The sequence below is a fragment of the Flavobacterium frigidum genome, assembly GCF_048286795.2.
The window spans coordinates 91,298-115,284 of the sequence record NZ_JBLVPT020000011.1 but is presented as its reverse complement, the minus strand read 5'-3'; the positions used below and the strand labels follow the sequence as shown (position 1 = coordinate 115,284).

Below are 23,987 nucleotides of genomic sequence, written 5' to 3'. Positions count from 1 at the left end.
TTGTAATTTAAAAGACATTGAATAATCTTTTTGAGTCCGCTTCACATAGTGTGTTTCTTTATGTTTTTCCATTAGGATACTTTTTGTGTATCGCTATTTCAGGACGGGACACAATATAAAAAAAAGAGATCGACTCAAATTCAAGTCAACCTCTTTTCTATCTATAAATTATAAGATATTACCCTTTCATATTCTCAATAAATTGATCAAACAAATACGATGAATCATGGGGTCCCGGACTTGCTTCTGGATGGTATTGTACCGAGAAACAATTCTTGTTTTTCATGCGCATTCCAGCAACCGTTCCATCATTAAGATGAAGATGTGTAATTTCTAAATCAGGATGATTATCCAATTCTTCTTTGTTAACAGCAAAACCGTGATTTTGAGAAGTAACTTCCCCTTTTCCCGTCAGTAAATTTTTCACCGGATGATTAATCCCTCTGTGCCCATTAAACATTTTGTAAGTTGAAATACCGTTGGCCAAACCAATTACTTGATGACCAAGACAAATTCCAAATAATGGCTTATTGTTGGCCAATATTTCCTTTGCAACTTGAATTGCACCCAAAAGCGGCTCAGGATCACCAGGTCCATTAGATAAGAAATAACCATCAGGATTAAACGCTTTTAAATCGTCAAAAGTAGCATCGTAAGGAAAAACCTTAATATAACAGTCCCTTTTAGCTAAATTACGAAGTATATTTTTTTTAATCCCCAAGTCTAAAGCTGCGATTTTATATTTTGAATTTTCATCGCCATAAAAATACGGGATGGAAGAGGACACTTTAGATGCCAGTTCAAGACCTTTCATGTCAGGAACTTTCGACAAAGCTAACTTAAGATCATCAACAGCAGTTCCATCTGTACATATTAAAGCATTCATTGCGCCATTATCTCGTATATAATTTACTAGAGCTCTAGTATCAACATCGGAAATACAAATTAGATTTTGTTTTTTAAAGTAAACTTCTAAACTTTCTGATGCATCAGGACGAGAATAATTAAAACTAAAATTTTTGCAAATTAAACCTGATATCTTAATAGAATCTGATTCAACTTCATTTTCATTAACACCGTAGTTGCCTATATGTGCATTAGTAGTAACCATTAACTGTCCATAATAAGAAGGATCGGTAAAAATCTCTTGATATCCAGTCATACCAGTATTAAAACAAACTTCTCCAAAAGAAGTTCCACTAATCCCGATTGATTTTCCATGAAAAATGGTTCCATCACTTAGTAAAAGAATAGCAGAATGTCGTGTAGTGTATTTCATTAGTGTTGTGTTTTCGTAGTGAACTAAAAATTAAAAGGTGTTAAAAACATGGCTCTTTTAAAAGAAAACTTTAAGTACCTCTTTTAAAAATTAAATATATAAGGATAAAAAAAAAGGATAAACTATAAATAGCTTATCCTTAATTTTTTATTGAATGATTATTTTCATAATTACTCAGCAGACTCAGTAGTAGATTCTGTTTCAGCAACAGGAGCTTCAGCAGCTTCGTCAGCTTTTTTAGCTTTACTACCACGACGGCTTTTAGCTTTTTTCACTTCTTTTTTACCTCCATTGTAAAGTTCATTGAAATCTACTAATTCGATCATTGCCATATCAGCATTATCTCCTAAACGATTTCCAACTTTAATGATACGTGTATATCCACCTGGACGATCTCCTACTTTTGCAGCAACATCTCTGAATAAATCAGTAACAGCATATTTACTTCGCAAGTAAGCAAAAACGATACGACGATTGTGTGTAGTATCAGCTTTAGATTTTGTAATTAAAGGCTCAACAAATTGTTTAAGCGCTTTCGCCTTAGCAACTGTAGTATTAATACGTTTGTGCTCAATAAGAGAACAAGCCATATTAGCTAACATAGATTTTCTATGTGCAGTTTGTCTGCTAAGGTGATTGAATTTTTTTCCGTGTCTCATGACGTGTTTTTTTATACTTTCATCTTGATACTATCCATTATGGAGATCAAAATATGAAGTAATTTATTCTTTATCTAGTTTGTATTTTGCTAAATCCATACCGAAGTTCAAATTTTTAACTGCAACAAGTTCATCAAGCTCAGTTAAAGACTTTTTACCGAAATTTCGGAATTTCATTAAATCATTTTTATTAAAAGATACTAAATCACCAAGTGTATCAACTTCAGCAGCCTTCAAACAATTTAATGCTCTTACAGAAAGATCCATATCAACAAGCTTAGTTTTAAGCAACTGTCTCATGTGTAATGACTCTTCATCATACGATTCTGTTTGTGCAATTTCGTCAGCCTCGAGTGTAATTCTTTCATCAGAAAACAACATGAAATGGTGAATTAAAACTTTTGCAGCTTCAGTAAGGGCATCTTTTGGATTGATAGAACCATCAGTTTTGATTTCAAAAACTAATTTTTCATAATCTGTTTTTTGCTCTACACGGAAATTTTCAATAGCATATTTTACATTTTTTACTGGAGTAAAAATAGAATCTGTAAAAATAGTTCCAATTGCAGCGTTTTGTTTTTTGTTCTCTTCAGCAGGAACGTATCCTCTACCTTTTTCGATAGTTAAATCAAAATTAAGTTTGATCTTACTGTCAAGATTACAGATAACTAGTTCTGGATTCAAAACTTGGAAACCTGAAATAAACTTTTGAAAATCACCAGCTGTTAATTGATCTTTACCTGAAACAGATATAGTTACTGATTCATTATCGATATCTTCAATTTGACGTTTAAAACGCACTTGTTTAAGATTAAGGATAATTTCGGTAACGTCTTCAACAACTCCTGAAATAGTAGAAAACTCATGATCTACACCTTCAATGCGAACAGATGTTATTGCATAACCTTCTAATGCTGAAAGCAAAACTCTTCTAAGTGCATTACCAACGGTCAATCCGTAACCAGGTTCTAAAGGTCTGAATTCAAACTTACCTTCAAAATCGGTTGAATCGATCATGATAACTTTATCGGGCTTCTGAAAATTAAATATTGCCATAAATTTCGACTAAGTCAATTATTATTTGTTGTACAACTCTACGATTAATTGTTCTTTAATGTTTTCTGGAATTTGAAGTCTCGCAGGTACAGAAACGAACGTTCCTTCTTTGATATCATTATTCCATGTAATCCATTCATAAACATGACTTGAATTTGATAAAGAACGTTCGATAGCTTCTAATGACTTAGATTTTTCACGAACTGCAACTTTGTCACCAGGTCTAAGGTGGTAAGAAGGAATATTAACTACTTCACCGTTAACTGTGACGTGTCTGTGAGAAACGATCTGACGTGCACCTCTTCTAGAAGGAGCGATACCCATTCTAAAAACAACATTATCTAATCTTGCTTCACACAACTGTAATAAAACCTCACCAGTAACACCTTTGGTAGCTGATGCTTTTTTGAACAACCCTCTGAATTGTTTTTCTAAAATTCCGTAAGAATATTTAGCTTTTTGCTTTTCCATTAACTGAATAGCAAACTCAGATTTTTTTCCTCTTTTTTTAGCCATCCCGTGTTGCCCAGGAGGGTAATTTCTTTTTTCGAAAGCTTTATCGTCTCCGAAAATCGCCTCGCCAAATTTACGAGCGATTCTTGTACTAGGACCAGTATATCTTGCCATTTTAAATTGTTTAAGATTGAGATTATGAATTCAGGTCTGATCCTTCAATAATCGATATTCAATCTTGGTTATACTATATTTTTTTTTGAGTATTAAACTCTACGTCTTTTAGGAGGACGACATCCGTTGTGAGGCATTGGAGTAACATCAATAATTTCTGTAACTTCAATTCCACCATTATGTAAGGAACGAATAGCAGACTCACGTCCGTTTCCTGGTCCTTTTACATACACTTTTACTTTTTTTAATCCAGCTTCAAGAGCTACTTTACTACAATCTTCTGCTGCCATTTGGGCTGCATATGGAGTGTTCTTTTTAGAACCTCTAAAACCCATTTTTCCAGCTGAAGACCAAGAAATAACTTCACCTTTTTTATTAGTTAAAGAAATGATGATATTGTTAAAAGTAGCAGAAATATGAGCTTCTCCCGTTGATTCAACGATAACTTTACGTTTTTTTGCAGTTGCTTTAGCCATATTACTTATTATTTAGTTGCTTTTTTCTTGTTTGCAACAGTTTTTCTTTTACCTTTTCTAGTTCTAGAGTTGTTCTTAGTTCTTTGTCCTCTTAAAGGAAGACCAGTTCTATGACGAATACCTCTATAACAACCAATATCCATTAAACGTTTGATGTTTAAAGAAACTTCAGAACGTAATTCTCCTTCAATTTTAAAAGTAGATACCGCTTCACGAATTGCTCCGATCTCGTCATCATTCCAATCTTGAACTTTTTTATCTTGGCTAACTTGAGCTTTTTCTAAAATCTCAACAGCTCTACTTTTTCCTAATCCGAAGATATAGGTAAGTGCTATAACACCTCTCTTATTTTTTGGGATATCTACCCCTGCTATTCTTGCCATAATTATCCTTGTCTTTGTTTAAATCTAGGATTCTTTTTGTTTATTACGTACAATCTCCCTTTTCTTCGCACAATTTTGCACTCGGGACTTCTCTTTTTTACTGAAGCTCTAACTTTCATTTTGAATATCCTTTAATATCTATAAGTAATTCTTGCTTTTGACAAATCGTAAGGGCTCATTTCTAGTTTCACTTTATCACCAGGTAATAACTTGATATAATGCATACGCATTTTTCCAGAAATATGTGCGATCACAATATGTCCATTCTCTAACTCTACACGGAACATCGCATTTGATAATGCTTCGATGATGGATCCGTCTTGTTCTATTGCTGATTGTTTTGCCATAAATTAAGCTACTGCTTTTCTATTTTTACCACTTTTCATCAAACCATCATAATGCTTATTCAACAAGTATGAATTTATTTGCTGCATTGTGTCTATGGCAACACCAACCATAATTATTAATGAAGTACCTCCAAAAAACATTGCCCAAGATTGTTGAACATCCATAAGACTTACAACAATTGCTGGGAACACAGCTATTAAAGCAAGAAATAAAGATCCTGGAAAGGTTATCAATGACATCACTTTATCAAGATAATCTGAAGTTTCAACCCCTGGTCTAATACCTGGAATAAAACCACCGCTTCTCTTTAAATCATCAGACATTTTATTAGTAGGAACCGTAATTGCAGTATAAAAGAAAGTAAATACAATTATTAAAGTTGCAAATACAAAATTATACCAAAACCCGAACATATTACTAAACGCACCAACAATTGATTGCGATGTATCTGATTTAGATAAACCCGCTAAGGCAGCTGGAATAAACATAATTGCTTGCGCAAAAATGATAGGCATAACTCCAGAAGCGTTAAGCTTCAAAGGAATCCATTGTCTGTTTCCACCCAGCATGTCTTGTTCAAAATCACCTGACGTTGTACGACGTGCATATTGAACAGGAATTTTCCTGATCGCCATAACCAATAGAACACAACAAATGATAACTAATAACCAAATGATAATTTCAATAACCAACAACATCGGACCACCATTATTATTGGTAACTCTTGTTGTAAACTCTTGAATAAAAGCTTGAGGTAATCTAGCTAAAATCCCAACCATGATTAACAAAGAAATACCATTCCCAATTCCTTTATCTGTAATCTTTTCTCCAAGCCACATAGCAAAAATAGTACCTGTAACCAGAATAACTACCGATGAAAATAAGAATTCAAATGAATTGAAACCTAATAAAAATGCGTTACTAGGTAACGTTTTATATAAATTATAGATGTAAGTTGGGCCTTGAACTAAAGTAATTCCAATTGTCAACCAACGCGTAATTTGATTAATCTTTTTTCTACCGCTTTCCCCATCACTTTGTAGTTTTTGCAAATAAGGAATAGCAATTCCCATCAACTGAACAACAATAGAGGCCGAAATATAAGGCATAATTCCCAAAGCAAAAACAGAAGCTTGAGAGAATGCACCTCCAGTAAACATGTCAAGAATTGAACCAATTCCTTCTTTAGTTTGCCCAGCTAAATTACCTAACTGTGTAGCATCAATACCTGGAAGAGTAACTTGTGCACCAAAACGATACACTAATAGCAAACCCAATGTAATCAGGATTCTATTTTTTAGTTCCTCAATTTTCCAAACATTGCTTACTGATTCAATAAATTTCTTCATATTAATTGAAAAATTACATTATTACAGCTTCTCCACCAGCAGCTTCAATAGCAGCTTTTGCAGTAGCAGTAAATTTGTGAGCGGTTACTTTTAATTTTGCTGTCAATTCACCTCTACCTAAAATCTTAACGATTTCATTTTTAGTAGCCAAACGATTAGCAACATAAACTGTCATATCAACAGTATCTTTAATAACACCATTATCAACCAAAAGTTGCAGTGTATCAAGATTGACACCTTCGTAATCTTTACGATTGATGTTTGTGAAACCAAACTTAGGCACACGTCTTTGAAGTGGCATTTGCCCTCCTTCAAAACCAATCTTTTTAGAATAACCAGAACGAGATTTTGCTCCTTTGTGACCTCTTGCAGAAGTACCACCTTTTCCAGAACCTTCTCCTCTACCTAATCTTTTATTTTGATTGTGTGTAGAACCTTCAGCAGGTTGTAAGTTACTTAAATTCATAACAGTATTTGTTATTTAGTTTCTTCAACAGAAACTAAGTGTTTAACTTTATTTATCATCCCAAGGATTGTAGGGTTTGAATCATGCTCTACAACTTGTCCCATTTTACGTAGACCTAAAGCTTCTAATCCTCTCTTTTGAGTAAGAGGACAGTTGATTTTGCTTCTAACTTGTTTTACTAATAATTTAGCCATAATTTCCTTGAATTAACCTTTAAAAACTTTATCTAAAGAAACACCTCTTTGTTTTGCAACAGTATAAGCGCTTCTCATTTGTAATAAAGCATCAAAAGTTGCTTTAACTACGTTGTGAGGATTTGAAGATCCTTGAGATTTAGACAATACATCATGAATTCCTACTGACTCAAGAACTGAACGAACAGCTCCACCAGCAATAACCCCTGTACCATGGGAGGCAGGAATTAAGAATACACGTGCACCACCAAATTTACCTTTTTGTTCGTGAGGAACTGATTGACCATTCAAAGGAATTTTAACTAAATTTTTCTTAGCATCTTCTACTGCTTTCGCAATTGCTTCAGAAACATCTTTAGATTTTCCTAATCCGTGTCCAACCACTCCATTTTCATCACCTACAACTACAATAGCAGAAAAACCAAAAGCTCTACCACCCTTTGTAACCTTAGTAACACGATTAACACTTACCAAACGATCTTTTAATTCAAGACCACTTGGTTTTACTAACTCTACATTCTTGTATTTACTATTAGACATACTATATTAGAATTTAAGTCCAGCCGCTCTTGCGCCTTCCGCTAATGATTTAATACGTCCGTGATATAAATAACCTCCTCTATCGAAAGTTACTACGTCTATCCCAGCTTTTAAAGCTTTTTCAGCAACTAGTTTTCCAACCGCTGTAGCAACTTCAATATTCGTACCGTTACCTATTTCTTTTTCTCTTGAAGAAGCCGCCAACAAAGTAACTCCATTTACATCATCAATAAGTTGAGCATAAATTTCTTTGTTACTTCTAAATACAGATAGACGTGGATTAGTAGCAGTACCACTAATTGTTTTTCTAATTCTGAATCTAATACGTTGTCTTCTTTCAGGTTTTGTTAATGACATAATCTTATTTTTTAAGCTGATTTACCTGCTTTTCTTCTTAATACTTCACCTACAAATTTAACACCTTTTCCTTTGTACGGTTCAGGCTTGCGGAAACCTCTGATTTTCGCAGCAACTTGACCTAAAAGTTGTTTGTCAAATGATGTTAATTTCACAATTGGGTTTTTCCCCTTTTCAGAAATCGTCTCTAACGTCACTTCTGGAGCAATGTCTAATACAATATTATGTGAAAAACCAAGTGCCAAATCTAATTTTTGTCCTTGATTGGAAGCTCTATAACCAACTCCAACTAACTCTAAAGATTTTGTAAAACCTTCGTTTACACCGATAATCATATTATTGATTAAAGATCTGTATAAACCATGCTTTGCTCTTTGATCTTTATGATCAGACGATCTTTCAACTTGAACTTGACCATCTTCAACTGTTACAGTAACGTCCGAGAACTCCTGTGTAAGCTGACCATTCTTTCCTTTAACTGTAATAATACCATTTGCAACTTCAACAGTTACACCAGCAGGGATTACAACCGGATTTTTACCTATTCTTGACATCTTCTACTATTTTAATGATTAGTAAACGTAGCAAATTACTTCACCACCAACATTTAACTGTCTGGCTTTTTTTCCAGTCATCAAACCTTTTGATGTGGAAACAATAGCAATTCCCAATCCGTTAAGAATTCTAGGGATTGATGAAGAACCTGAATACTTACGTAAACCCGGTTTACTAATTCTTTGGATATCTTTAATTACAGACTCTTTAGTATCTTTATCATACTTCAAAGCAATCTTGATTGAACCCTGTACAGCGTTGTCTTCAAATTTGTAACTCAAGATATAACCTTGATCGAATAGGATCTTGGTTATTTCTTTTTTTAGATTAGATGCAGGAATTTCAACAACTTTGTGGTTTGCAGCCACAGCGTTACGAACTCTTGTCAAATAATCTGCAATAGGATCTGTATACATGTGCATTAATTTGCGGTTATGGTTTTCATAGGACACTCATCCTATGAACCTTTAACCAATTTATAAAAATGTTTTGTTAACGTAAATTAATTACGCCTACCAAGATGCTTTTTTAACTCCTGGGATTAATCCGTTATTTGCCATCTCACGAAATGTAACACGTGAAATACCAAATTGACGCATATATCCTCTAGGTCTACCAGTTAATTTACAACGATTGTGCAAACGAACAGGGGAAGCGTTTTTCGGTAATTTTTGCAAACCTACGAAATCTCCAGCTTCTAACAAAGCTTTTCTTTTCTCAGCATACTTTACTACCGTTTTTTCTCTCTTAACCTCACGGGCTTTCATTGATTCTTTAGCCATATCTTAATTCTTTTTAAAAGGTAAACCTAATTCAGCCAATAATGATTTTGCTTCTTTATCTGTTTTTGCAGAAGTAACAAATGAAATATCCATTCCTGATATTTTGTTTACTTTGTCAATATCAATTTCTGGGAAAATGATTTGCTCCAAAACACCAAGATTATAATTTCCTCTTCCATCAAAACCAGTAGCTTTAATTCCGCTAAAATCTCTAACACGTGGTAAAGCAGAAGTAATAAGTCTATCTAAAAACTCATACATTCTTTCTCCACGCAAAGTAACTTTTGCTCCAATAGGCATTCCTTTTCTCAATTTGAATGACGCAACGTCTTTCTTTGAAATAGTAGATACTGCTTTCTGTCCAGTGATCTTTGTTAACTCTTCAACTGCATAGTCGATTAGTTTCTTATCAGATACAGCTGCACCAACTCCTTTACTTAAAACGATTTTTTCCAATTTTGGAACTTGCATTACGTTTACGTATCCGAATTCTTCTTTAAGAGCAGCAATTACTCTGCTCTTATATTCTTCTTTTAGTCTAGGTATATACGCCATTACTATAGTACTTGATTAGATTTTTTTGAAAATCTTACTTTCTTATCTCCTTCTACTCTAATTCCTACTCTAGTTGTTTCCTTAGTTTTAGGATCAATTAAAGAAATGTTAGATATTTGTATAGAAGCTTCTTTCTTTACAATACCACCTTGAGGGCTTTTTGCACTTGGTTTCGTATGTTTTGAAACCATGTTTACACCTTCAACAATCGCTTTGTTTTTCTCTTTGTACACACGTAAAACTTTACCTTCAGCACCTTTATGGTCTCCAGCAATTACTCTTACGATGTCACCTGATTTTATTTTTAGCTTTATCATCTTAAAACGAATTAAAGCACTTCTGGTGCTAATGATACAATTTTCATGAATTGTTTTTCACGAAGTTCTCTTGCTACCGGACCAAAAACACGAGTTCCTCTCATTTCACCAGCAGCATTTAATAACACACATGCGTTGTCATCAAATCTAATGTATGAACCATCGGCTCTTCTTACTTCTTTTTTGGTACGTACAACAACTGCAGTTGAAACAGCTCCTTTTTTAACGCTTCCGTTAGGTGCTGTATCTTTGATAGAAACTACAATCTTGTCTCCAACAGAGGCATACCTTCTTTTGGTACCTCCTAAAACACGGATAGTTAAAACTTCCTTTGCTCCAGTGTTATCTGCTACTTTTAGTCTTGATTCTTGTTGTACCATAATTATTTAGCTCTTTCTAAGATTTCAACTAACCTCCAACATTTTGTTTTACTCAAAGGACGCGTTTCGCTAATCCTTACAGTATCTCCAATGTTACAGTCGTTCATTTCGTCGTGTGCATGATACTTTTTAGTTTTCAACACGAACTTACCGTATAATGGGTGTTTTACTTTACGCACTTCAGCAACTACGATAGATTTATCCATCTTGTCTGAAGTCACAACACCAACTCTTTCTTTTCTTAAATTTCTTTTTTCTTCCATCTTTCAGCAGATTACAATTATTGCAACTCTCTTTTAGTAAGTTCCGTAGCTAATCTTGCAACTGTTCTTCTTACACTTCTAATTTGAAGTGGATTCTCAATTGGAGAAATAGCGTGAGCCATTTTTAGGTCGGCATATGCCTTCTTAGTCTGGCTAAGTTTTTCTTGCAACTCCGCTGCAGAAAGATCTTTTATTTCTGATTGTTTCATAATATACTATAAATTATGCTTCGAAATCTCTAGCAACGACAAATTTAGTTTTTACTGGAAGCTTTTGAGCCGCAAGACGTAACGCCTCTTTTGCAACTGACAAAGGTACTCCTCCAACTTCAAACATAATTCTTCCGGGTTTAACAACTGCAGCCCAATACTCAACTGCACCTTTACCTTTACCCATACGTACCTCAAGAGGTTTCTTGGTGATCGGTTTGTCTGGAAATATTTTGATCCATAATTGTCCCTCTCTTTTCATAAAACGAGTTGCAGCAATACGTGCAGCTTCGATTTGACGAGAAGTTAAGAACATTCCATCTTCATGTACAGATTTAATACCAAACATTCCATTAGAAAGTTCATGTCCTCTTTGGGAATTCCCTTTCATTTTACCTTTTTGTACCTTACGGTATTTTGTTCTTTTAGGCTGTAACATTTTACTTTAGTTTAAAAATTTACTTTCGTTTACGAGCGTCTGGTTTACCACCTTTATTAAAAGGCTTTCTATCTCCTCTTGGAGAATCACCACCTTTACCACCAGTACCAGATTGTTTTTTGTCCATTCCAGCAAGCGGAGAAAGATCTCTCTTTCCATAAACTTCACCTTTCATGATCCATACTTTGATACCCATTCTACCATAAGTAGTATGAGCTTCAGCCAAAGCATAATCAATATCAGCTCTGAAAGTTGATAGAGGAATTCTACCTTCTTTGAAACCCTCTGAACGAGCCATCTCAGCACCATTCAAACGACCAGAAATCAAAACTTTGATACCTTCAGCGTTCATACGCATAGAAGCAGCAATTGCCATTTTGATTGCACGTCTGTAAGAAATTCTGCTTTCGATTTGACGACAGATGCTTGTAGCAACTAGATACGCATCAAGTTCAGGTCTTTTAATTTCAAAAATGTTGATTTGAACCTCTTTGTCAGTAACTTTTTTAAGTTCTTCTTTCAACTTGTCTACCTCTTGTCCACCTTTCCCAATAATAATACCAGGTCTAGCAGTAGTGATAGTAACGGTTACAAGTTTTAAAGTTCTCTCAATAATTACTTTAGATACACTAGCTTTTGATAAACGAGCATGGATATACTTTCTGATTTTGTGATCTTCGGCAAGTTTATCACCGTAATCATTTCCACCATACCAGTTTGAGTCCCATCCTCTGATGATACCAAGTCTGTTTCCAATTGGATTTGTCTTTTGTCCCATACTGCTTAAGAATTGCTTTGTGTGTTATTGATAGCTCCAAGCACGATTGTTACGTGATTAGAACGTTTTCTTATTCTGTGTGCACGACCTTGTGGAGCTGGACGAAGTCTTTTCAACATCATTCCACCATCAACTGTAATCGTTTTAACAAATAAACCAGCCTCTTCCATATTAGCATCTGGGTTTTTTGCTTGCCAGTTGGCAATAACAGATAAAACCAATTTCTCTAATTTTCGTGAAGCCTCCTTAGAACTAAATCTTAAGATGTTTAATGCTCTTTCTACCTTCTGACCTCTTACTAGATCTGCTACTAAGCGCATTTTTCTAGGTGAAGTAGGGCAGTTATTTAACTTTGCGAAGGCCAAAGACTTATTAGCCTCTTTTCTTGCATCTGCTGTTTCTCTTTTACGAACTCCCATTGCTTCTTATTTTTTACCTTTATTTTTTGCTCCAGCATGACCTCTAAAAGATCTAGTTGGTGAAAATTCTCCTAATTTGTGACCTACCATGTTTTCTGTTACGTAAACTGGTACAAATTGACGACCGTTATGAACTGCGATAGTTTGTCCAACAAAGTCTGGAGTAATCATAGAAGCTCTAGACCATGTCTTAACAACTCCTTTATTTCCGCCTGCGATGTTTTCTTGAACTTTCTTATCTAACTTATAATGAACAAAAGGTCCTTTTTTTAATGAACGTGCCATATCTTATTATTTCTTTCTACGTTCTACGATATACTTGTTACTCGGGTTTTTCTTAGAACGAGTTCTATAACCTTTAGCTGGTATTCCATTTCTTGAACGTGGATGTCCACCAGAAGAACGTCCTTCACCACCACCCATTGGGTGATCGACAGGGTTCATTGCAACAGGTCTTGTTCTAGGTCTTCTTCCTAACCATCTTGTTCTACCAGCTTTCCCGGATACAACTAATTGGTGGTCTGAATTAGAAACCGCTCCAATTGTAGCCGAACAAGTCAACAAGATCAATCTTGTTTCCCCAGAAGGCATTTTAATTGTAGCATATTTTCCATCTCTTGCCATTAATTGAGCAAATGTTCCAGCAGAACGAGCGATTACAGCTCCTTGTCCTGGTCTCAATTCGATACAAGAAATTACAGTTCCTAGTGGAACTCTACTTAAAGGTAAAGTATTACCAATTTCAGGTTGAGATTCTGGACCAGAAACTAATTTCTGACCAACTTTCAATCCGTTTTGAGCAATAACATACGTTTTCTCACCATCAGCATAAGCTAACAATGCAATAAAAGCAGTACGATTTGGATCATATTCAATTGACTTAACCGTAGCTGGAATTCCTTCTTTTGTACGTTTAAAATCAATGATACGATATCTCTGCTTGTGACCACCACCCGTATAACGCATGGTCATCTTTCCTTGACTATTTCTACCACCAGAGTTTTTTATCGGCGCTATCAAAGAGCGTTCCGGCTTATCAGTTGTAATGGCGTCATAACCATTCACAACTCTAAATCGCTGACCTGGGGTAATAGGTTTTAATTTTCTTACTGACATTTTATCTTAGATATTGTTGTAAAAATCAATTGTTTCTCCTTCTTGTACTTGAACAATTGCTTTTTTACTTGCATTAGTCTTTCCACTGATCAAACCACTTTTAGTGTATTTTGTAGTTCTATCCGGTCTTACGTTCATCGTGTTAACACTCAAAATAGTTACACCATAAGCAGCTTCAACAGCTTTCTTAATTTGCACTTTATTTGCTTTTTTGTCAACAACGAATCCGAAGCGGTTTAAAACTTCACTTTCTTTGGTTACTTTTTCTGTTACTATAGGCTTAATTATGATGCTCATATCCTATTATTTACTTAAATTTTCTTCAATTATCTCCAAAGAACTCTCTAAAAGCACTAAATTATTAGCGTTTAATATAGCGTAAGTACTTAATTCTAAGCTACTTACTACGCTAGAGCCTTTTAAATTGCGTGACGACAAATATACATTTTTATTTACATCACCCAACACAAACAGGGATTTTTTATTCTCTAACTCTAAAGCTTTCAAAACGTTGATGAAATTTTTAGTGTTTGGAGTTTCAAAATTAAAATCTTCAAGAACGATAATGTTCGACTCTTTTGCTTTAATTGAGAAAGCAGATTTTCTAGCCAAACGTTTCAAGCTTTTATTCAATTTGAATGAATAACTTCTTGGTCTTGGTCCGAAAACTGTTCCACCACCTTTAAACAATGGATTCTTTGCACTACCCGCACGAGCAGTACCAGTCCCTTTTTGTTTTTTAATCTTACGAGTAGATCCAGCAACTTCAGCTCTTTCTTTAGCTTTGTGCGTTCCTTGACGTTGATTAGCAAGATATTGCTTTACATCAAGATATACTGCGTGATTGTTTGGTTCTATACCAAATACTGAATCAGAAAGTTGAACTTTTCTTCCAGTATCTTTTCCGTTGAAATCTAATACTTTTGCTTCCATTACTTCTGAATGATTACATAAGAGTTGTTATGTCCAGGAACACATCCTTTAATAACAAGTAGGTTCTTATCAGCAACTACTTTTAAAACTCTAAGGTTTTGAACTTTTACATTGTCTCCTCCCATTCTTCCAGCCATACGCATTCCTTTGAATACTCTAGATGGATAAGATGAAGCTCCTACAGAACCTGGCGCTCTTAAACGGTTGTGTTGACCGTGAGTTGCTTGACCAACACCACCAAAACCGTGACGTTTTACAACCCCTTGAAAACCTTTACCTTTAGATACACCTTGTACATCTACAAATTCTCCTTCAGAAAAAATAGAAACATCAATAAGATCTCCTAATTTTTGCTCTGTTGCGAAATCTTGGAATTCAACGACTTTTTTCTTAGCTACAGTTCCCGCTTTTTTAAAGTGACCTAACGCCGCTTTAGTGGAATGTTTCTCGTTTTTGTCATCGAAACCTAGTTGCAACGCTTCGTACCCGTCAACACCTTTGGTTCTGACTTGGGTAACAACGCATGGACCAGCTTCGATTACTGTACAAGGAATATTCTTCCCGTTCTCGTCGAAAATACTAGTCATGCCGATTTTTCTACCAATTAACCCAGACATAAATATTAATTATTAATTACTAAAATTCCCTTCAATTTAAAAACAACAGATGTTTCCAAACAGGGAGTGCAAAAGTAGAGATTAAAATTGAATATACCAAACCCTAATAAAAATTAAATCGCTCATAATCAAAATTCAAGAAGCAAAAAGATCAATTACAGATTTTTGTTTCTTTTAAAATAAATTACAGGAGCTTCTTTTTAAAAACACTTCACTACATAATTCATAAACAAAAAAAATAACAAACACCCGTGATAGAGCTAAAATTAAGGCATTATAAAAACTACTTCCTTAAATTATAAAATCAAGAACCAGTTATTAGTAGTGGTTTATAAAATTCAACTCCATAAAAAAAGCGAGACAGAACTGCCTCGCTTTTTTTTATAAAATATAAAAAATTATACTTTTATTTCAACTTCAACTCCACTTGGCAATTCAAGTTTCATCAATGCATCAATAGTTTTTGAAGATGAAGAGTAGATATCAATCAATCTCTTGTATGACATAACTTCAAATTGCTCTCTTGCTTTTTTGTTTACGTGCGGAGAACGTAGAACCGTAAAAAGTTTTTTATGAGTTGGTAATGGAATTGGTCCTGTTACAACGGCACCGGTACTTTTTACCGTTTTTACAATCTTTTCAGCAGACTTGTCTACCAACATGTGATCGTAAGATTTTAATTTTATTCTGATTTTTTGACTCATTTTCTTAAAGATTATGCGTTTCCTTTTGCTTTTTTGATAACTGCTTCCGAAATATTAGAAGGCGTTTCAGAGTAGTGTGAAAATTCCATAGTAGATGTTGCTCTACCTGATGAAAGCGTTCTTAACGTAGTTACGTATCCAAACATTTCAGATAATGGCACATCTGCCTTAATAGTTTTAGCACCAGCTCTATCACCCATATCATTCACCTGACCTCTACGACGGTTGATATCACCTACGATATCTCCCATGTTTTCTTCTGGTGTAATCACTTCCATTTTCATGATTGGCTCTAATATAACAGCACCAGCTGCTTTAGCTACCTCTCTATAACCCATTCTTGCCGCAAGTTCAAAAGAAAGTGCATCAGAATCCACCGGGTGGAAAGATCCGTCTAATAAGGTTACTTTCAAACTATCTACTTGGTATCCTGCTAAAGGACCAGTTTTCATAGCTTCTCTAAAACCTTTTTCAACTGATGGAATATATTCTTTAGGAACGTTACCACCTTTCACTGCATTTACAAATTGCAAACCTACAGCAGCTTTACCGTCAACTTCATCAGCAGGCTCCAGTCTAAATACGATATCACCGAATTTACCACGACCTCCAGATTGTTTCTTGTATGTTTCTCTGTGTTGAGCAGATTTTGTAAAAGCTTCTTTGTACTCAACTTGAGGCTCACCTTGGTTTACTTCAACTTTGAATTCACGTTTCATTCTATCTACTAGGATATCTAAGTGAAGCTCACCCATACCCGAAATAATAGTTTGACCTGAAGCCTCGTCTGTTCTAACAGTAAACGTAGGATCTTCTTCAGCTAATTTAGCTAAAGCCATACCCATTTTATCTACGTCAGCCTTAGTTTTAGGCTCAATAGCAATACCAATTACTGGCGCAGGGAATTTCATTGACTCAAGAATAATTGGGTGTTTTTCATCACACAATGTATCTCCAGTTTTGATATCTTTAAATCCAACTGCCGCTCCAATATCACCTGCTTCGATATACTCAATTGGGTTTTGTTTGTTAGCGTGCATTTGGTAGATACGAGAAATTCTTTCTTTGTTTCCTGAACGTGTGTTCAAAACATAAGAACCAGCATCTAAACGTCCTGAATAAGCACGGAAGAAAGCTAAACGACCTACGAATGGATCAGTAGCAATTTTAAATGCTAAAGCAGCGAATGGCTCTTTAACATCTGGCTTACGCAAGATTTTAGTTTGATCTTCTTCTAATAATTCAGCATCATCAGGATGAATCCCTTCGATACCTTCTTTATCCATTGGAGATGGCAAATATTTACATACAGCATCTAACATGAATTGAACTCCTTTGTTTTTGAAAGAAGAACCAGCAATCATAGGAATGATAGCCATATCCATTACAGCAGCTCTTAATGCAATGTTGATTTCTTCCTCTGTAATAGAGTTTTCATCTTCCATGAATTTTTCAAGCAAAGTCTCATCATAATCAGCTACTGCTTCAATAAGAATCGATCTGTATTCTTTCACTTCATCGAGCATGTCTTCTGGAATTGGCACGATCTCGTAAGTTGCTCCCAGACCTTCTTCATCCCAAACAATAGCTTGATTTCTAACTAAATCTACAACACCTTTGAAATCATTTTCTTCACCAATTGGCAAAGTGATCGCTACAGCATTAGATTTCAACATATCTCTTACTTGTTGACATACCATCAAAAAGTTAGATCCCTGTCTGTCCATTTTATTAACGAATCCAATACGCGGCACTCTGTATTGATCTGCTAATCTCCAGTTAGTTTCTGATTGAGGCTCTACACCATCAACAGCACTAAATAAGAATACCAAACCATCAAGTACACGCAAAGAACGGTTTACTTCAACTGTAAAGTCAACGTGACCCGGAGTATCGATAATGTTAAAGTGGTAAGGCAATGTTTCAGGCAACACTTTACCTTGCGTAGTTGGAAAATTCCATTCACAAGTTGTAGCAGCAGAAGTAATTGTAATACCTCTTTCTTGCTCTTGTGCCATCCAGTCCATTGTTGCAGCACCATCGTGTACTTCACCAATTTTATGTGATTTTCCCGTATAGAATAAAATACGCTCTGTTGTTGTTGTTTTGCCAGCATCAATATGAGCAGCAATTCCTATATTTCTTGTATATTTAAGTTCTCTAGCCATTTCTTACAGGATTAAAATCTAAAGTGAGAGAATGCCTTATTAGCCTCTGCCATTTTGTGAGTATCCATTCTTTTCTTAACGGCAGCACCTTCTTCTTTAGCCGCAGCTAAACATTCCGAAGCTAACCTTTGAGCCATAGATTTTTCGTTTCTTCTTCTTGAATAAAGAATTAACCATTTCATCGCCATAGATATCTTTCTATCTGGACGAATTTGCATTGGAATTTGGAATGTAGCTCCACCTACTCTACGACTACGTACTTCTACGTGAGGCATAACATTGGTTAATGCATCTTTCCAAATTTCTAATGATGGTTTCTCAGCATCTTGTTTTTTAGACTCAATGATGTCAATTGCATCATAAAATACTTTAAACGCTGTCGATTTTTTTCCATCCCACATTAAGTTGTTCACAAAACGTGTTACCAGTTGGTCATTAAACCTTGGATCTGGTAAAAGTGGTCTTTTCTTTGCCGCTCTTTTTCTCATGTCTTTTTTTTAATAAAATGTCATACCAATATAATTGCGAAGAATCGCGCTTCTACAAGAATAACTTTTTAAATTACTTTTTAGCTTCTTTTGGGCGTTTTGCTCCGTACTTAGATCTTCTTTGCGTTCTTCCTGCTACTCCTGACGTATCAAGTGCACCACGAACGATGTGATATCTAACTCCTGGTAAATCTTTTACCCTTCCACCCCTAACTAATACTATCGAGTGCTCTTGTAAATTGTGTCCTTCACCAGGGATGTAAGCATTCACTTCATTACCATTTGTCAAACGTACACGCGCTACTTTACGCATTGCAGAGTTTGGTTTTTTTGGTGTTGTAGTGTAAACACGCGTACAAACCCCTCTTCTTTGAGGACAAGAATCTAAAGCAACCGATTTACTCTTCTTAGTTATCTGAGTTCTTCCTGTTCTTACTAATTGTTGAATTGTTGGCATAATTAATACTAAAAATTTCTTATTATATTAAATTCCCGCTTTTTGCGGGGTTGCAAATGTAGAAAATATTTTTTACTCTACAAACGTTAATCAATTAATTTACAACAAGATTATTTTATCATTTGATTTTTATCTTAAAAAATAAATATTTGCATTACATTTATTTAAAAATACGAGCTCATTTGAAACCTTCTTTCACTTTAATGTTCATCATGCTTTTTTGCCTTAGTTGTTCGGCACAAAGTTTTCGTTTAATTATAAAAGGAAGTAATTCGTTTGAAACAAAAACTATAGATTCCTTAAAATACATTGCAAAACACGAAAACACAAAATCAATTAACGATGAACTAATCCGAATTTCTCAAAAACTATCCAATATAGGATACATAGACAACACAACGCAAGAATTTAATGCTAAAAACGATTCCATTTTTGTCGCCAATTTAAAACTAGGACCTAAAATGAGTACTGTTTATATAAATGTGGGTTCGGATTTAATGTTACAACAAATTCCAAAACTAAAAAAAAAGGACACCTTAACGATATCATATATTGAAATCAATTCTTTTCTAAATCAAACAATCCAACAATTAGAGGAAAATGGTTTTGCACTTGCTAAAGTTAACCTAACCAATATTTCAAGAAAAAAAAACGAAATCTATGCAGATTTAAGAGTTGAGTCTGATCAAAAAAGAATTCTTAATGCCATCATAGTCAATTTCAAAGACACCAATCAAAACGCAAAATTTCCCAAAGGACATTTAGCACAAATTAAAAGAAAATACAAAAACACTTTGTTTAACCAAAAAATGATAAATCAAATCTATCAGGATTTCGAAAAATTTCAATTCACCAATCAAGTAAAATATCCTGAAATTTTATTCACAAAAGATTCCACAAAGGCTTATGTATACCTCGAAAAAAGAAAATCCAATAGTTTTGATGGTTTTATTGGATTTTCAAATAACGAAACAAATAAAATAAGACTTAACGGATATGCTGACATAAAACTAGAAAACATTTTAGGCTCTGGTGAACTGTTATCAATATATTGGAAAAGTGACGGAAATGATCAGAAGACTTTTAATGCCAATATAGAATTACCATACTTACTAAAATCACCGATAGGATTAAAAGCTCAAATTCAATTATTTAGACAAGACAGTACTTTTCAAAACACTAAAACAGCTATTGATTTAAGCTACTTTGCAAATTACAACACCCGATTCTACTTAGGATACCAAAGAACCGCTTCAAGTGACATACAAAACGCACTAGAAACATCGGTAGGAGATTTTAATAATTTATTTGTTACTGCTAGTTTGGATTACAAAAAATTAGATCAATATAATAATACATTTCTTATTAAAACAGCATTAAACTTTACAACTGGAACAGGTAATCGGCAGATATTAAATGAAATCGCAGAAAAAACTAAAAGCAGTCAAAAATTCATTACCATAGAGGCATCACACAATTTTAATTTAAACAAAAAGAATAGCATAAACATAAAAAGCCAAAACTACTACTTAAAAAGTAACCGATACCTAGACAATGAACTGTATCGTTTTGGGGGATTCAACAGCATTAGAGGCTTTACAGAAAATAGCTTGAGAGCTTACTTCACAACCTCTTTACTCACAGAATACCGATACATAATAACCTCTTCTTTATATGTACATTCAATATTAGATTACTGCTTTTATAAAAACAGAACCAACCTTGAAAAAGCAGACAATACGAATAAACTTTTGGCGATAGGATTTGGATTTGGCCTACAAATTAACAATGGTTTATTGAAGTTTGCACTAGCAAATGGAAAATCAGAAAACCAACAAATAGAATTTTATAACACAATAGTACATATTAGTTATAATGTTAAATTTTAATTTAAACAGTAATTATCAATATATATATTAGGATAGTTAACAAATTATTAAGAGGTTTGCGAGACTAATTCAAAATATTATAAAATGAAACTAAAGTTTAATGGATTCTTAGTGCTTTTACTAGTGCTAGTGGCGCAAATTACTTTCGCGCAAGAAAGAGCTGTTTCTGGTGTTGTTTCTGATAATGCAGGATTGCCTTTACCGGGTGTGAGCGTATTAGTTAAAGGAACTAAATCTGGGACACAAACCGATTTTGATGGAAAATTTTCTATCAAAGCAACACCAAGCCAAGTTTTGGTATTTAGCTACCTTGGAATGAAAACCCAAGAAATTGCTGCGTCTTCATCTAATGTTAGCGTTAAGCTTATGGACGACTCAGTTCAACTAGAAGGAGTAATCGTTGGAGCATTGGGTATCAAAAGAAACAAAAATGCACTTACATCAGCTATGCAAGTTGTAGCAAGTAAAGAACTTACGCAAGCTGCTAACCCTAACGTAGTACAATCTCTAGTAGGTAAAGTATCTGGACTTCAAATCAACAAATCTACAAATGGTGTTAACGCCACAAATAGAATTGTACTTAGAGGTACGAGATCGATAACTGGTAACAATGAGGCCTTAGTAGTAATTGATAATTCTATCTCTTCCTCTGCAACTTTACAACAATTACCACCTGAATTGATCGAAAGCATCAACGTGATCAAAGGTATGCAGGGTGGCGCACTTTATGGTGAGCAAGGTGTTAACGGTGTTATTATCGTTACGACAGTAAAAGGGAAACAAAAAGGAAAAATCACTGTGAATGTAAATTCTGCTATTGATTTTGAAACCATTTCCTTTATGCCAAAAACTCAAAACAAATATGGCCAAGGATGGGATGGAGTTCATTATCCTGACGAAAACGGATCTTGGGGACTTCCTTTTGATGGTGTTTTAAGACCAACTGGTTTGGCGCAAGCTGACGGTTTAGAATTAGAGTTACCTTACTCATTTATAAAAGATAACGTTAAAGACTTTTTTCAAACAGGTACCACGTTCCAAAACGGATTTTCTATCAATGCAGGTAGTGAAGATTCTTACGCTTTACTATCAGCTAACAAAGTGAATACTGAGTTTGTTGTTAACGGCGATCGTTTAGAAAGAAACAGCTTCCTATTCAAAGCAGGTAAAAAAGTTGGAAAATTTAGCATTGATGGTAATTTAAACTACACATACCAAAAATCTGCTGAAACATCACCAGATTTGCTTGATGATTTAATTCAAACAGCTGGTAACATCCCTTTAGATTTATTCAAGAATTCAGGGAATGAAGGGAATTATAATATTTATTTCAAAAATCCATATTGGACCATTGACAACAATCGTAATGATGCAAGAAGAACATTTATTAATGCTATCGCTGCATTAAAATATGAAATCAACAAAAACATCAACGTAACTTACACAGGGAACTTACAATTGACAAACAGAGAAGCACAATCTCACATCAATGTATATACTGAGCCTGCTGCCTTAGCTGGTGTAGGTGCCAATAGAAACCAACCATCTGAATTTTTTGCAAGTCAATCTTCATTAAGAACATATTACGGCGATTTATTGGTAAATTTTGATTACGACCTAACGGAAGACTTAAATCTTAAAGTTAATACGGGTGTCAATACACAAGATCGTTATTTCAGAGCCACTTCTCAAGGTGGTCAGAATCTTGACATTCCTGGTTTGTATGCAATAAACAACGTCAAAAGTCCAGCTAATCCATCTACTTTAGATAACAGATTATTAAAATCAAACAGAGCAGCAGTTTTTACAAATGTTGATTTAGGTTATAAAGATTATTTGTTTTTGAATTTAACTGGAAGAAACGAATGGAGTTCAGTTTTACCAAAGGAGAATAACAATTTTTTCTATCCAAGTGCAGGTGTATCTTTCATACCAACAGTAGCATTTGAAGGATTAAAAAGTGAAACTTTAACTTACTTAAAAGTGGCTGCCAATATTGTTAGAGTGGGTAACTCCTCTGCAATACAACCATTTGCACTTACTGAAATAGGAGTATTCCCAACTGGCTTTCCATACGGACAACTTGGATCGTATACCATTAACCAAAGACCTACAGATAAAAACATCAAACCTGAATTTGTAACAACCAAAGAGGTGAATGTAAACATAGGACTTTTTAACAATAGAATCACATTAGACGGTTCAGCTTATATCTCTGACACAAAAGATTTGATAACCTTTGCTAATACATCTTCTACAAGTGGACTAGCAGCATTCCAATCAAACATTGGTGATATGACAACTAAAGGTCTTGAAATAGATTTAGGATTAGTACCCGTTAAAACAGAAGATTTTACTTGGAACTTAAGAGCGAGCTACGCAACAAACAAATCTGTAATTAATTCTTTAAAAGGTGGTATAACAGAAGTTAACCTTTTCTCTGACGCAACTGCAGGAGCAGGAATTTTTGCACAAGTAGGTCAAGAATTTCCATTGATTAAAGGAACAACATTTGTAAAAGATGCAAACGGAAGTGTAATACTTAATCAGTTTGGACTTCCAACAAGAACTTCTTCTAACTCCATTTTAGGTAAAGCAACACCTGATTACATTTTAGGACTGTCTAACTCTTTTGCATACAAAGGATTTACATTAACAGCAGTTATGGATTACAGAACAGGTCACCAAATCATTTCTGGAACAAAAGCTGACTTAACATGGCCAGGGCGTTTAGAAGAGTCTGCAGCTTTTGATAGAGAAGTTGGTTTTATTATGCCAAATTCAGTAATAGAAACTACACCAGGTTCTGGTGTATACACACCAAATACTACTGTATTTACAGCAGCTGGACACGGACCAAATGGAATTATTGATTATTACGATTCATTAAGAAGATCAGGACAACACAATGTTATCAATGCCACGGCTTTTAAAGTAAGAGAACTTGCTTTGAGTTACTCAGTACCAACTACATTGATTTCAAAAATAGGTTTAACTTCACTTAGATTCGGAGTGAATGCGAGAAACCCATTTACTGTATTAGCTAAAAGCAATAAAGGATATACAGATCCAGAAGCTTCGGATAGCACTGCAAACAATGGAAATGGACAAGGATATTCTGGTACAGGACAATATCCTAATACAAGAACCTTTGGTGGAAGCATGAATTTAACATTTTAATTAC

At 34.6% G+C, this 23,987-nt stretch carries 35 protein-coding genes; 2 read left to right on the top strand and 33 right to left on the bottom strand.

Annotated elements, in window-relative coordinates:
- Positions 1 to 178: 178 nt before the first annotated feature.
- The 33 genes from carA to rpsL form a co-directional block, all read right to left on the bottom strand.
- Positions 179 to 1,279 carry a glutamine-hydrolyzing carbamoyl-phosphate synthase small subunit gene (carA, locus tag ACNQGB_RS11890; protein WP_417944011.1) on the bottom strand — a complete coding sequence of 367 codons (1,101 nt, stop codon included), beginning with the start codon at positions 1,277 to 1,279 and terminating at the stop codon, positions 179 to 181.
- A gap of 170 nt (positions 1,280 to 1,449) precedes the next feature.
- Positions 1,450 to 1,938, bottom strand: a complete 489-nt coding sequence (rplQ, locus tag ACNQGB_RS11885; protein ID WP_417944010.1) for a 50S ribosomal protein L17 — start codon at positions 1,936 to 1,938, stop codon at positions 1,450 to 1,452.
- A 63-nt stretch (positions 1,939 to 2,001) separates the two neighbouring features.
- Positions 2,002 to 2,994, bottom strand: a complete 993-nt coding sequence (locus ACNQGB_RS11880; protein WP_039110214.1) for a DNA-directed RNA polymerase subunit alpha — start codon at positions 2,992 to 2,994, stop codon at positions 2,002 to 2,004.
- A 21-nt stretch (positions 2,995 to 3,015) separates the two neighbouring features.
- Positions 3,016 to 3,621 (bottom strand): 30S ribosomal protein S4, encoded by a 606-nt coding sequence (gene rpsD / locus ACNQGB_RS11875; RefSeq protein ID WP_282711735.1) that lies wholly within the window; start codon positions 3,619 to 3,621, stop codon positions 3,016 to 3,018.
- A gap of 92 nt (positions 3,622 to 3,713) precedes the next feature.
- Complete coding sequence (rpsK, locus tag ACNQGB_RS11870; protein WP_024981527.1) at positions 3,714 to 4,097, bottom strand: 30S ribosomal protein S11; 384 nt, start codon at positions 4,095 to 4,097, stop codon at positions 3,714 to 3,716.
- Between the two features lie 8 nt (positions 4,098 to 4,105).
- Positions 4,106 to 4,480, bottom strand: a complete 375-nt coding sequence (rpsM, locus tag ACNQGB_RS11865; protein WP_091203660.1) for a 30S ribosomal protein S13 — start codon at positions 4,478 to 4,480, stop codon at positions 4,106 to 4,108.
- 2 nt (positions 4,481 to 4,482) lie between these two features.
- Entirely contained in the window at positions 4,483 to 4,599 is a 117-nt protein-coding gene (gene ykgO, locus ACNQGB_RS11860) for a type B 50S ribosomal protein L36 (protein WP_008992256.1), read from the bottom strand.
- Positions 4,600 to 4,611: 12 nt separating this feature from the next.
- A complete protein-coding gene (gene infA, locus ACNQGB_RS11855) occupies positions 4,612 to 4,827 on the bottom strand; it encodes a translation initiation factor IF-1 (RefSeq protein ID WP_007136545.1) in 216 nt (71 codons plus the stop codon).
- Between the two features lie 3 nt (positions 4,828 to 4,830).
- Complete coding sequence (secY, locus tag ACNQGB_RS11850; protein ID WP_417944009.1) at positions 4,831 to 6,177, bottom strand: preprotein translocase subunit SecY; 1,347 nt, start codon at positions 6,175 to 6,177, stop codon at positions 4,831 to 4,833.
- A 13-nt stretch (positions 6,178 to 6,190) separates the two neighbouring features.
- Entirely contained in the window at positions 6,191 to 6,643 is a 453-nt protein-coding gene (gene rplO / locus ACNQGB_RS11845; protein WP_417944008.1) for a 50S ribosomal protein L15, read from the bottom strand.
- Between the two features lie 11 nt (positions 6,644 to 6,654).
- Positions 6,655 to 6,837 (bottom strand): 50S ribosomal protein L30, encoded by a 183-nt coding sequence (gene rpmD, locus ACNQGB_RS11840; RefSeq protein WP_035668100.1) that lies wholly within the window; start codon positions 6,835 to 6,837, stop codon positions 6,655 to 6,657.
- A 12-nt stretch (positions 6,838 to 6,849) separates the two neighbouring features.
- Positions 6,850 to 7,377 (bottom strand): 30S ribosomal protein S5, encoded by a 528-nt coding sequence (gene rpsE / locus ACNQGB_RS11835; RefSeq protein WP_417944007.1) that lies wholly within the window; start codon positions 7,375 to 7,377, stop codon positions 6,850 to 6,852.
- 6 nt (positions 7,378 to 7,383) lie between these two features.
- The gene (gene rplR / locus ACNQGB_RS11830; RefSeq protein ID WP_039110219.1) at positions 7,384 to 7,734 is read right to left on the bottom strand and encodes a 50S ribosomal protein L18; all 351 of its coding nucleotides are present in this window, start codon (positions 7,732 to 7,734) and stop codon (positions 7,384 to 7,386) included.
- Positions 7,735 to 7,745: 11 nt separating this feature from the next.
- Positions 7,746 to 8,288 carry a 50S ribosomal protein L6 gene (gene rplF, locus ACNQGB_RS11825; RefSeq protein ID WP_417944006.1) on the bottom strand — a complete coding sequence of 181 codons (543 nt, stop codon included), beginning with the start codon at positions 8,286 to 8,288 and terminating at the stop codon, positions 7,746 to 7,748.
- Positions 8,289 to 8,306: 18 nt separating this feature from the next.
- Positions 8,307 to 8,705 carry a 30S ribosomal protein S8 gene (rpsH, locus tag ACNQGB_RS11820; RefSeq protein ID WP_039110221.1) on the bottom strand — a complete coding sequence of 133 codons (399 nt, stop codon included), beginning with the start codon at positions 8,703 to 8,705 and terminating at the stop codon, positions 8,307 to 8,309.
- 96 nt (positions 8,706 to 8,801) lie between these two features.
- On the bottom strand, positions 8,802 to 9,071 hold the full coding sequence (gene rpsN, locus ACNQGB_RS11815; protein ID WP_116761851.1) for a 30S ribosomal protein S14: 270 nt from the start codon (positions 9,069 to 9,071) through the stop codon (positions 8,802 to 8,804).
- 3 nt (positions 9,072 to 9,074) lie between these two features.
- On the bottom strand, positions 9,075 to 9,626 hold the full coding sequence (rplE, locus tag ACNQGB_RS11810) for a 50S ribosomal protein L5 (RefSeq protein ID WP_309609082.1): 552 nt from the start codon (positions 9,624 to 9,626) through the stop codon (positions 9,075 to 9,077).
- 2 nt (positions 9,627 to 9,628) lie between these two features.
- Positions 9,629 to 9,943 carry a 50S ribosomal protein L24 gene (gene rplX / locus ACNQGB_RS11805; protein ID WP_188049962.1) on the bottom strand — a complete coding sequence of 105 codons (315 nt, stop codon included), beginning with the start codon at positions 9,941 to 9,943 and terminating at the stop codon, positions 9,629 to 9,631.
- 11 nt (positions 9,944 to 9,954) lie between these two features.
- Positions 9,955 to 10,323, bottom strand: a complete 369-nt coding sequence (gene rplN, locus ACNQGB_RS11800; RefSeq protein WP_026717863.1) for a 50S ribosomal protein L14 — start codon at positions 10,321 to 10,323, stop codon at positions 9,955 to 9,957.
- A gap of 2 nt (positions 10,324 to 10,325) precedes the next feature.
- Entirely contained in the window at positions 10,326 to 10,586 is a 261-nt protein-coding gene (gene rpsQ / locus ACNQGB_RS11795; RefSeq protein WP_066081027.1) for a 30S ribosomal protein S17, read from the bottom strand.
- A 17-nt stretch (positions 10,587 to 10,603) separates the two neighbouring features.
- A complete protein-coding gene (rpmC, locus tag ACNQGB_RS11790) occupies positions 10,604 to 10,795 on the bottom strand; it encodes a 50S ribosomal protein L29 (protein ID WP_035668115.1) in 192 nt (63 codons plus the stop codon).
- A 13-nt stretch (positions 10,796 to 10,808) separates the two neighbouring features.
- Positions 10,809 to 11,234 carry a 50S ribosomal protein L16 gene (rplP, locus tag ACNQGB_RS11785; RefSeq protein ID WP_007803637.1) on the bottom strand — a complete coding sequence of 142 codons (426 nt, stop codon included), beginning with the start codon at positions 11,232 to 11,234 and terminating at the stop codon, positions 10,809 to 10,811.
- Between the two features lie 19 nt (positions 11,235 to 11,253).
- Entirely contained in the window at positions 11,254 to 12,012 is a 759-nt protein-coding gene (gene rpsC, locus ACNQGB_RS11780) for a 30S ribosomal protein S3 (RefSeq protein WP_417944005.1), read from the bottom strand.
- Between the two features lie 5 nt (positions 12,013 to 12,017).
- The gene (rplV, locus tag ACNQGB_RS11775) at positions 12,018 to 12,431 is read right to left on the bottom strand and encodes a 50S ribosomal protein L22 (RefSeq protein WP_309609085.1); all 414 of its coding nucleotides are present in this window, start codon (positions 12,429 to 12,431) and stop codon (positions 12,018 to 12,020) included.
- A 6-nt stretch (positions 12,432 to 12,437) separates the two neighbouring features.
- Complete coding sequence (gene rpsS / locus ACNQGB_RS11770) at positions 12,438 to 12,716, bottom strand: 30S ribosomal protein S19 (protein ID WP_007136562.1); 279 nt, start codon at positions 12,714 to 12,716, stop codon at positions 12,438 to 12,440.
- 6 nt (positions 12,717 to 12,722) lie between these two features.
- On the bottom strand, positions 12,723 to 13,547 hold the full coding sequence (rplB, locus tag ACNQGB_RS11765; protein WP_035668122.1) for a 50S ribosomal protein L2: 825 nt from the start codon (positions 13,545 to 13,547) through the stop codon (positions 12,723 to 12,725).
- 6 nt (positions 13,548 to 13,553) lie between these two features.
- Entirely contained in the window at positions 13,554 to 13,844 is a 291-nt protein-coding gene (gene rplW / locus ACNQGB_RS11760) for a 50S ribosomal protein L23 (RefSeq protein WP_417944003.1), read from the bottom strand.
- Positions 13,845 to 13,850: 6 nt separating this feature from the next.
- On the bottom strand, positions 13,851 to 14,480 hold the full coding sequence (gene rplD, locus ACNQGB_RS11755; RefSeq protein WP_091173690.1) for a 50S ribosomal protein L4: 630 nt from the start codon (positions 14,478 to 14,480) through the stop codon (positions 13,851 to 13,853).
- Positions 14,480 to 15,097, bottom strand: a complete 618-nt coding sequence (rplC, locus tag ACNQGB_RS11750) for a 50S ribosomal protein L3 (protein ID WP_099713444.1) — start codon at positions 15,095 to 15,097, stop codon at positions 14,480 to 14,482. Before rplC ends, rplD begins: the two co-directional genes overlap by 1 nt.
- 398 nt (positions 15,098 to 15,495) lie before the next feature.
- Complete coding sequence (gene rpsJ / locus ACNQGB_RS11745; protein WP_011963470.1) at positions 15,496 to 15,801, bottom strand: 30S ribosomal protein S10; 306 nt, start codon at positions 15,799 to 15,801, stop codon at positions 15,496 to 15,498.
- Between the two features lie 11 nt (positions 15,802 to 15,812).
- On the bottom strand, positions 15,813 to 17,969 hold the full coding sequence (gene fusA, locus ACNQGB_RS11740; RefSeq protein WP_417944002.1) for an elongation factor G: 2,157 nt from the start codon (positions 17,967 to 17,969) through the stop codon (positions 15,813 to 15,815).
- Between the two features lie 11 nt (positions 17,970 to 17,980).
- On the bottom strand, positions 17,981 to 18,457 hold the full coding sequence (rpsG, locus tag ACNQGB_RS11735; protein WP_035668130.1) for a 30S ribosomal protein S7: 477 nt from the start codon (positions 18,455 to 18,457) through the stop codon (positions 17,981 to 17,983).
- Positions 18,458 to 18,530: 73 nt separating this feature from the next.
- Positions 18,531 to 18,914, bottom strand: coding sequence for a 30S ribosomal protein S12 (gene rpsL, locus ACNQGB_RS11730; RefSeq protein WP_007136570.1), 384 nt, complete (start codon positions 18,912 to 18,914; stop codon positions 18,531 to 18,533).
- Between the two features lie 212 nt (positions 18,915 to 19,126).
- On the opposite strand from rpsL, the gene ACNQGB_RS11725 reads away from it, so the two are divergent.
- Positions 19,127 to 20,803 (top strand): BamA/TamA family outer membrane protein, encoded by a 1,677-nt coding sequence (locus tag ACNQGB_RS11725; RefSeq protein WP_417944001.1) that lies wholly within the window; start codon positions 19,127 to 19,129, stop codon positions 20,801 to 20,803.
- Between the two features lie 84 nt (positions 20,804 to 20,887).
- Positions 20,888 to 23,983, top strand: a complete 3,096-nt coding sequence (locus ACNQGB_RS11720) for a SusC/RagA family TonB-linked outer membrane protein (protein ID WP_417944000.1) — start codon at positions 20,888 to 20,890, stop codon at positions 23,981 to 23,983.
- Positions 23,984 to 23,987 lie beyond the last annotated feature (4 nt).

Bases quoted from the DNA above. Each gene is read 5' to 3' on its own strand.
- rpsN (WP_116761851.1), bottom strand. From the start codon at position 9,071: ATGGCTAAAGAATCAATGAAAGCCCGTGAGGTTAAGAGAGAAAAAACG.
- rpsE (WP_417944007.1), bottom strand. From the start codon at position 7,377: ATGTCTAATAGTAAATACAAGAATGTAGAGTTAGTAAAACCAAGTGGT.
- rplB (WP_035668122.1), bottom strand. From the start codon at position 13,547: ATGTCAGTAAGAAAATTAAAACCTATTACCCCAGGTCAGCGATTTAGA.
- ACNQGB_RS11720 (WP_417944000.1), top strand. From the start codon at position 20,888: ATGAAACTAAAGTTTAATGGATTCTTAGTGCTTTTACTAGTGCTAGTG.
- rpsQ (WP_066081027.1), bottom strand. From the start codon at position 10,586: ATGGAAGAAAAAAGAAATTTAAGAAAAGAAAGAGTTGGTGTTGTGACT.
- rplO (WP_417944008.1), bottom strand. From the start codon at position 6,643: ATGAATTTAAGTAACTTACAACCTGCTGAAGGTTCTACACACAATCAA.
- carA (WP_417944011.1), bottom strand. From the start codon at position 1,279: ATGAAATACACTACACGACATTCTGCTATTCTTTTACTAAGTGATGGA.
- ACNQGB_RS11725 (WP_417944001.1), top strand. From the start codon at position 19,127: ATGCTTTTTTGCCTTAGTTGTTCGGCACAAAGTTTTCGTTTAATTATA.
- rpsS (WP_007136562.1), bottom strand. From the start codon at position 12,716: ATGGCACGTTCATTAAAAAAAGGACCTTTTGTTCATTATAAGTTAGAT.
- rpsK (WP_024981527.1), bottom strand. From the start codon at position 4,097: ATGGCTAAAGCAACTGCAAAAAAACGTAAAGTTATCGTTGAATCAACG.
- rplP (WP_007803637.1), bottom strand. From the start codon at position 11,234: ATGTTACAGCCTAAAAGAACAAAATACCGTAAGGTACAAAAAGGTAAA.
- rpsJ (WP_011963470.1), bottom strand. From the start codon at position 15,801: ATGAGTCAAAAAATCAGAATAAAATTAAAATCTTACGATCACATGTTG.
- rplQ (WP_417944010.1), bottom strand. From the start codon at position 1,938: ATGAGACACGGAAAAAAATTCAATCACCTTAGCAGACAAACTGCACAT.
- rpmD (WP_035668100.1), bottom strand. From the start codon at position 6,837: ATGGCTAAATTATTAGTAAAACAAGTTAGAAGCAAAATCAACTGTCCT.
- secY (WP_417944009.1), bottom strand. From the start codon at position 6,177: ATGAAGAAATTTATTGAATCAGTAAGCAATGTTTGGAAAATTGAGGAA.
- rpsC (WP_417944005.1), bottom strand. From the start codon at position 12,012: ATGGGACAAAAGACAAATCCAATTGGAAACAGACTTGGTATCATCAGA.
- fusA (WP_417944002.1), bottom strand. From the start codon at position 17,969: ATGGCTAGAGAACTTAAATATACAAGAAATATAGGAATTGCTGCTCAT.
- rpmC (WP_035668115.1), bottom strand. From the start codon at position 10,795: ATGAAACAATCAGAAATAAAAGATCTTTCTGCAGCGGAGTTGCAAGAA.
- rpsH (WP_039110221.1), bottom strand. From the start codon at position 8,705: ATGTATACAGATCCTATTGCAGATTATTTGACAAGAGTTCGTAACGCT.
- infA (WP_007136545.1), bottom strand. From the start codon at position 4,827: ATGGCAAAACAATCAGCAATAGAACAAGACGGATCCATCATCGAAGCA.
- rplW (WP_417944003.1), bottom strand. From the start codon at position 13,844: ATGAGCATCATAATTAAGCCTATAGTAACAGAAAAAGTAACCAAAGAA.
- rplC (WP_099713444.1), bottom strand. From the start codon at position 15,097: ATGTCTGGGTTAATTGGTAGAAAAATCGGCATGACTAGTATTTTCGAC.
- rplF (WP_417944006.1), bottom strand. From the start codon at position 8,288: ATGTCAAGAATAGGTAAAAATCCGGTTGTAATCCCTGCTGGTGTAACT.
- rplD (WP_091173690.1), bottom strand. From the start codon at position 14,480: ATGGAAGCAAAAGTATTAGATTTCAACGGAAAAGATACTGGAAGAAAA.
- ACNQGB_RS11880 (WP_039110214.1), bottom strand. From the start codon at position 2,994: ATGGCAATATTTAATTTTCAGAAGCCCGATAAAGTTATCATGATCGAT.
- rplV (WP_309609085.1), bottom strand. From the start codon at position 12,431: ATGGGAGTTCGTAAAAGAGAAACAGCAGATGCAAGAAAAGAGGCTAAT.
- rplE (WP_309609082.1), bottom strand. From the start codon at position 9,626: ATGGCGTATATACCTAGACTAAAAGAAGAATATAAGAGCAGAGTAATT.
- rpsD (WP_282711735.1), bottom strand. From the start codon at position 3,621: ATGGCAAGATATACTGGTCCTAGTACAAGAATCGCTCGTAAATTTGGC.
- rplN (WP_026717863.1), bottom strand. From the start codon at position 10,323: ATGGTACAACAAGAATCAAGACTAAAAGTAGCAGATAACACTGGAGCA.
- ykgO (WP_008992256.1), bottom strand. From the start codon at position 4,599: ATGAAAGTTAGAGCTTCAGTAAAAAAGAGAAGTCCCGAGTGCAAAATT.
- rpsL (WP_007136570.1), bottom strand. From the start codon at position 18,914: ATGCCAACAATTCAACAATTAGTAAGAACAGGAAGAACTCAGATAACT.
- rplR (WP_039110219.1), bottom strand. From the start codon at position 7,734: ATGTCATTAACAAAACCTGAAAGAAGACAACGTATTAGATTCAGAATT.
- rplX (WP_188049962.1), bottom strand. From the start codon at position 9,943: ATGATAAAGCTAAAAATAAAATCAGGTGACATCGTAAGAGTAATTGCT.
- rpsG (WP_035668130.1), bottom strand. From the start codon at position 18,457: ATGAGAAAAAGAGCGGCAAAGAAAAGACCACTTTTACCAGATCCAAGG.
- rpsM (WP_091203660.1), bottom strand. From the start codon at position 4,480: ATGGCAAGAATAGCAGGGGTAGATATCCCAAAAAATAAGAGAGGTGTT.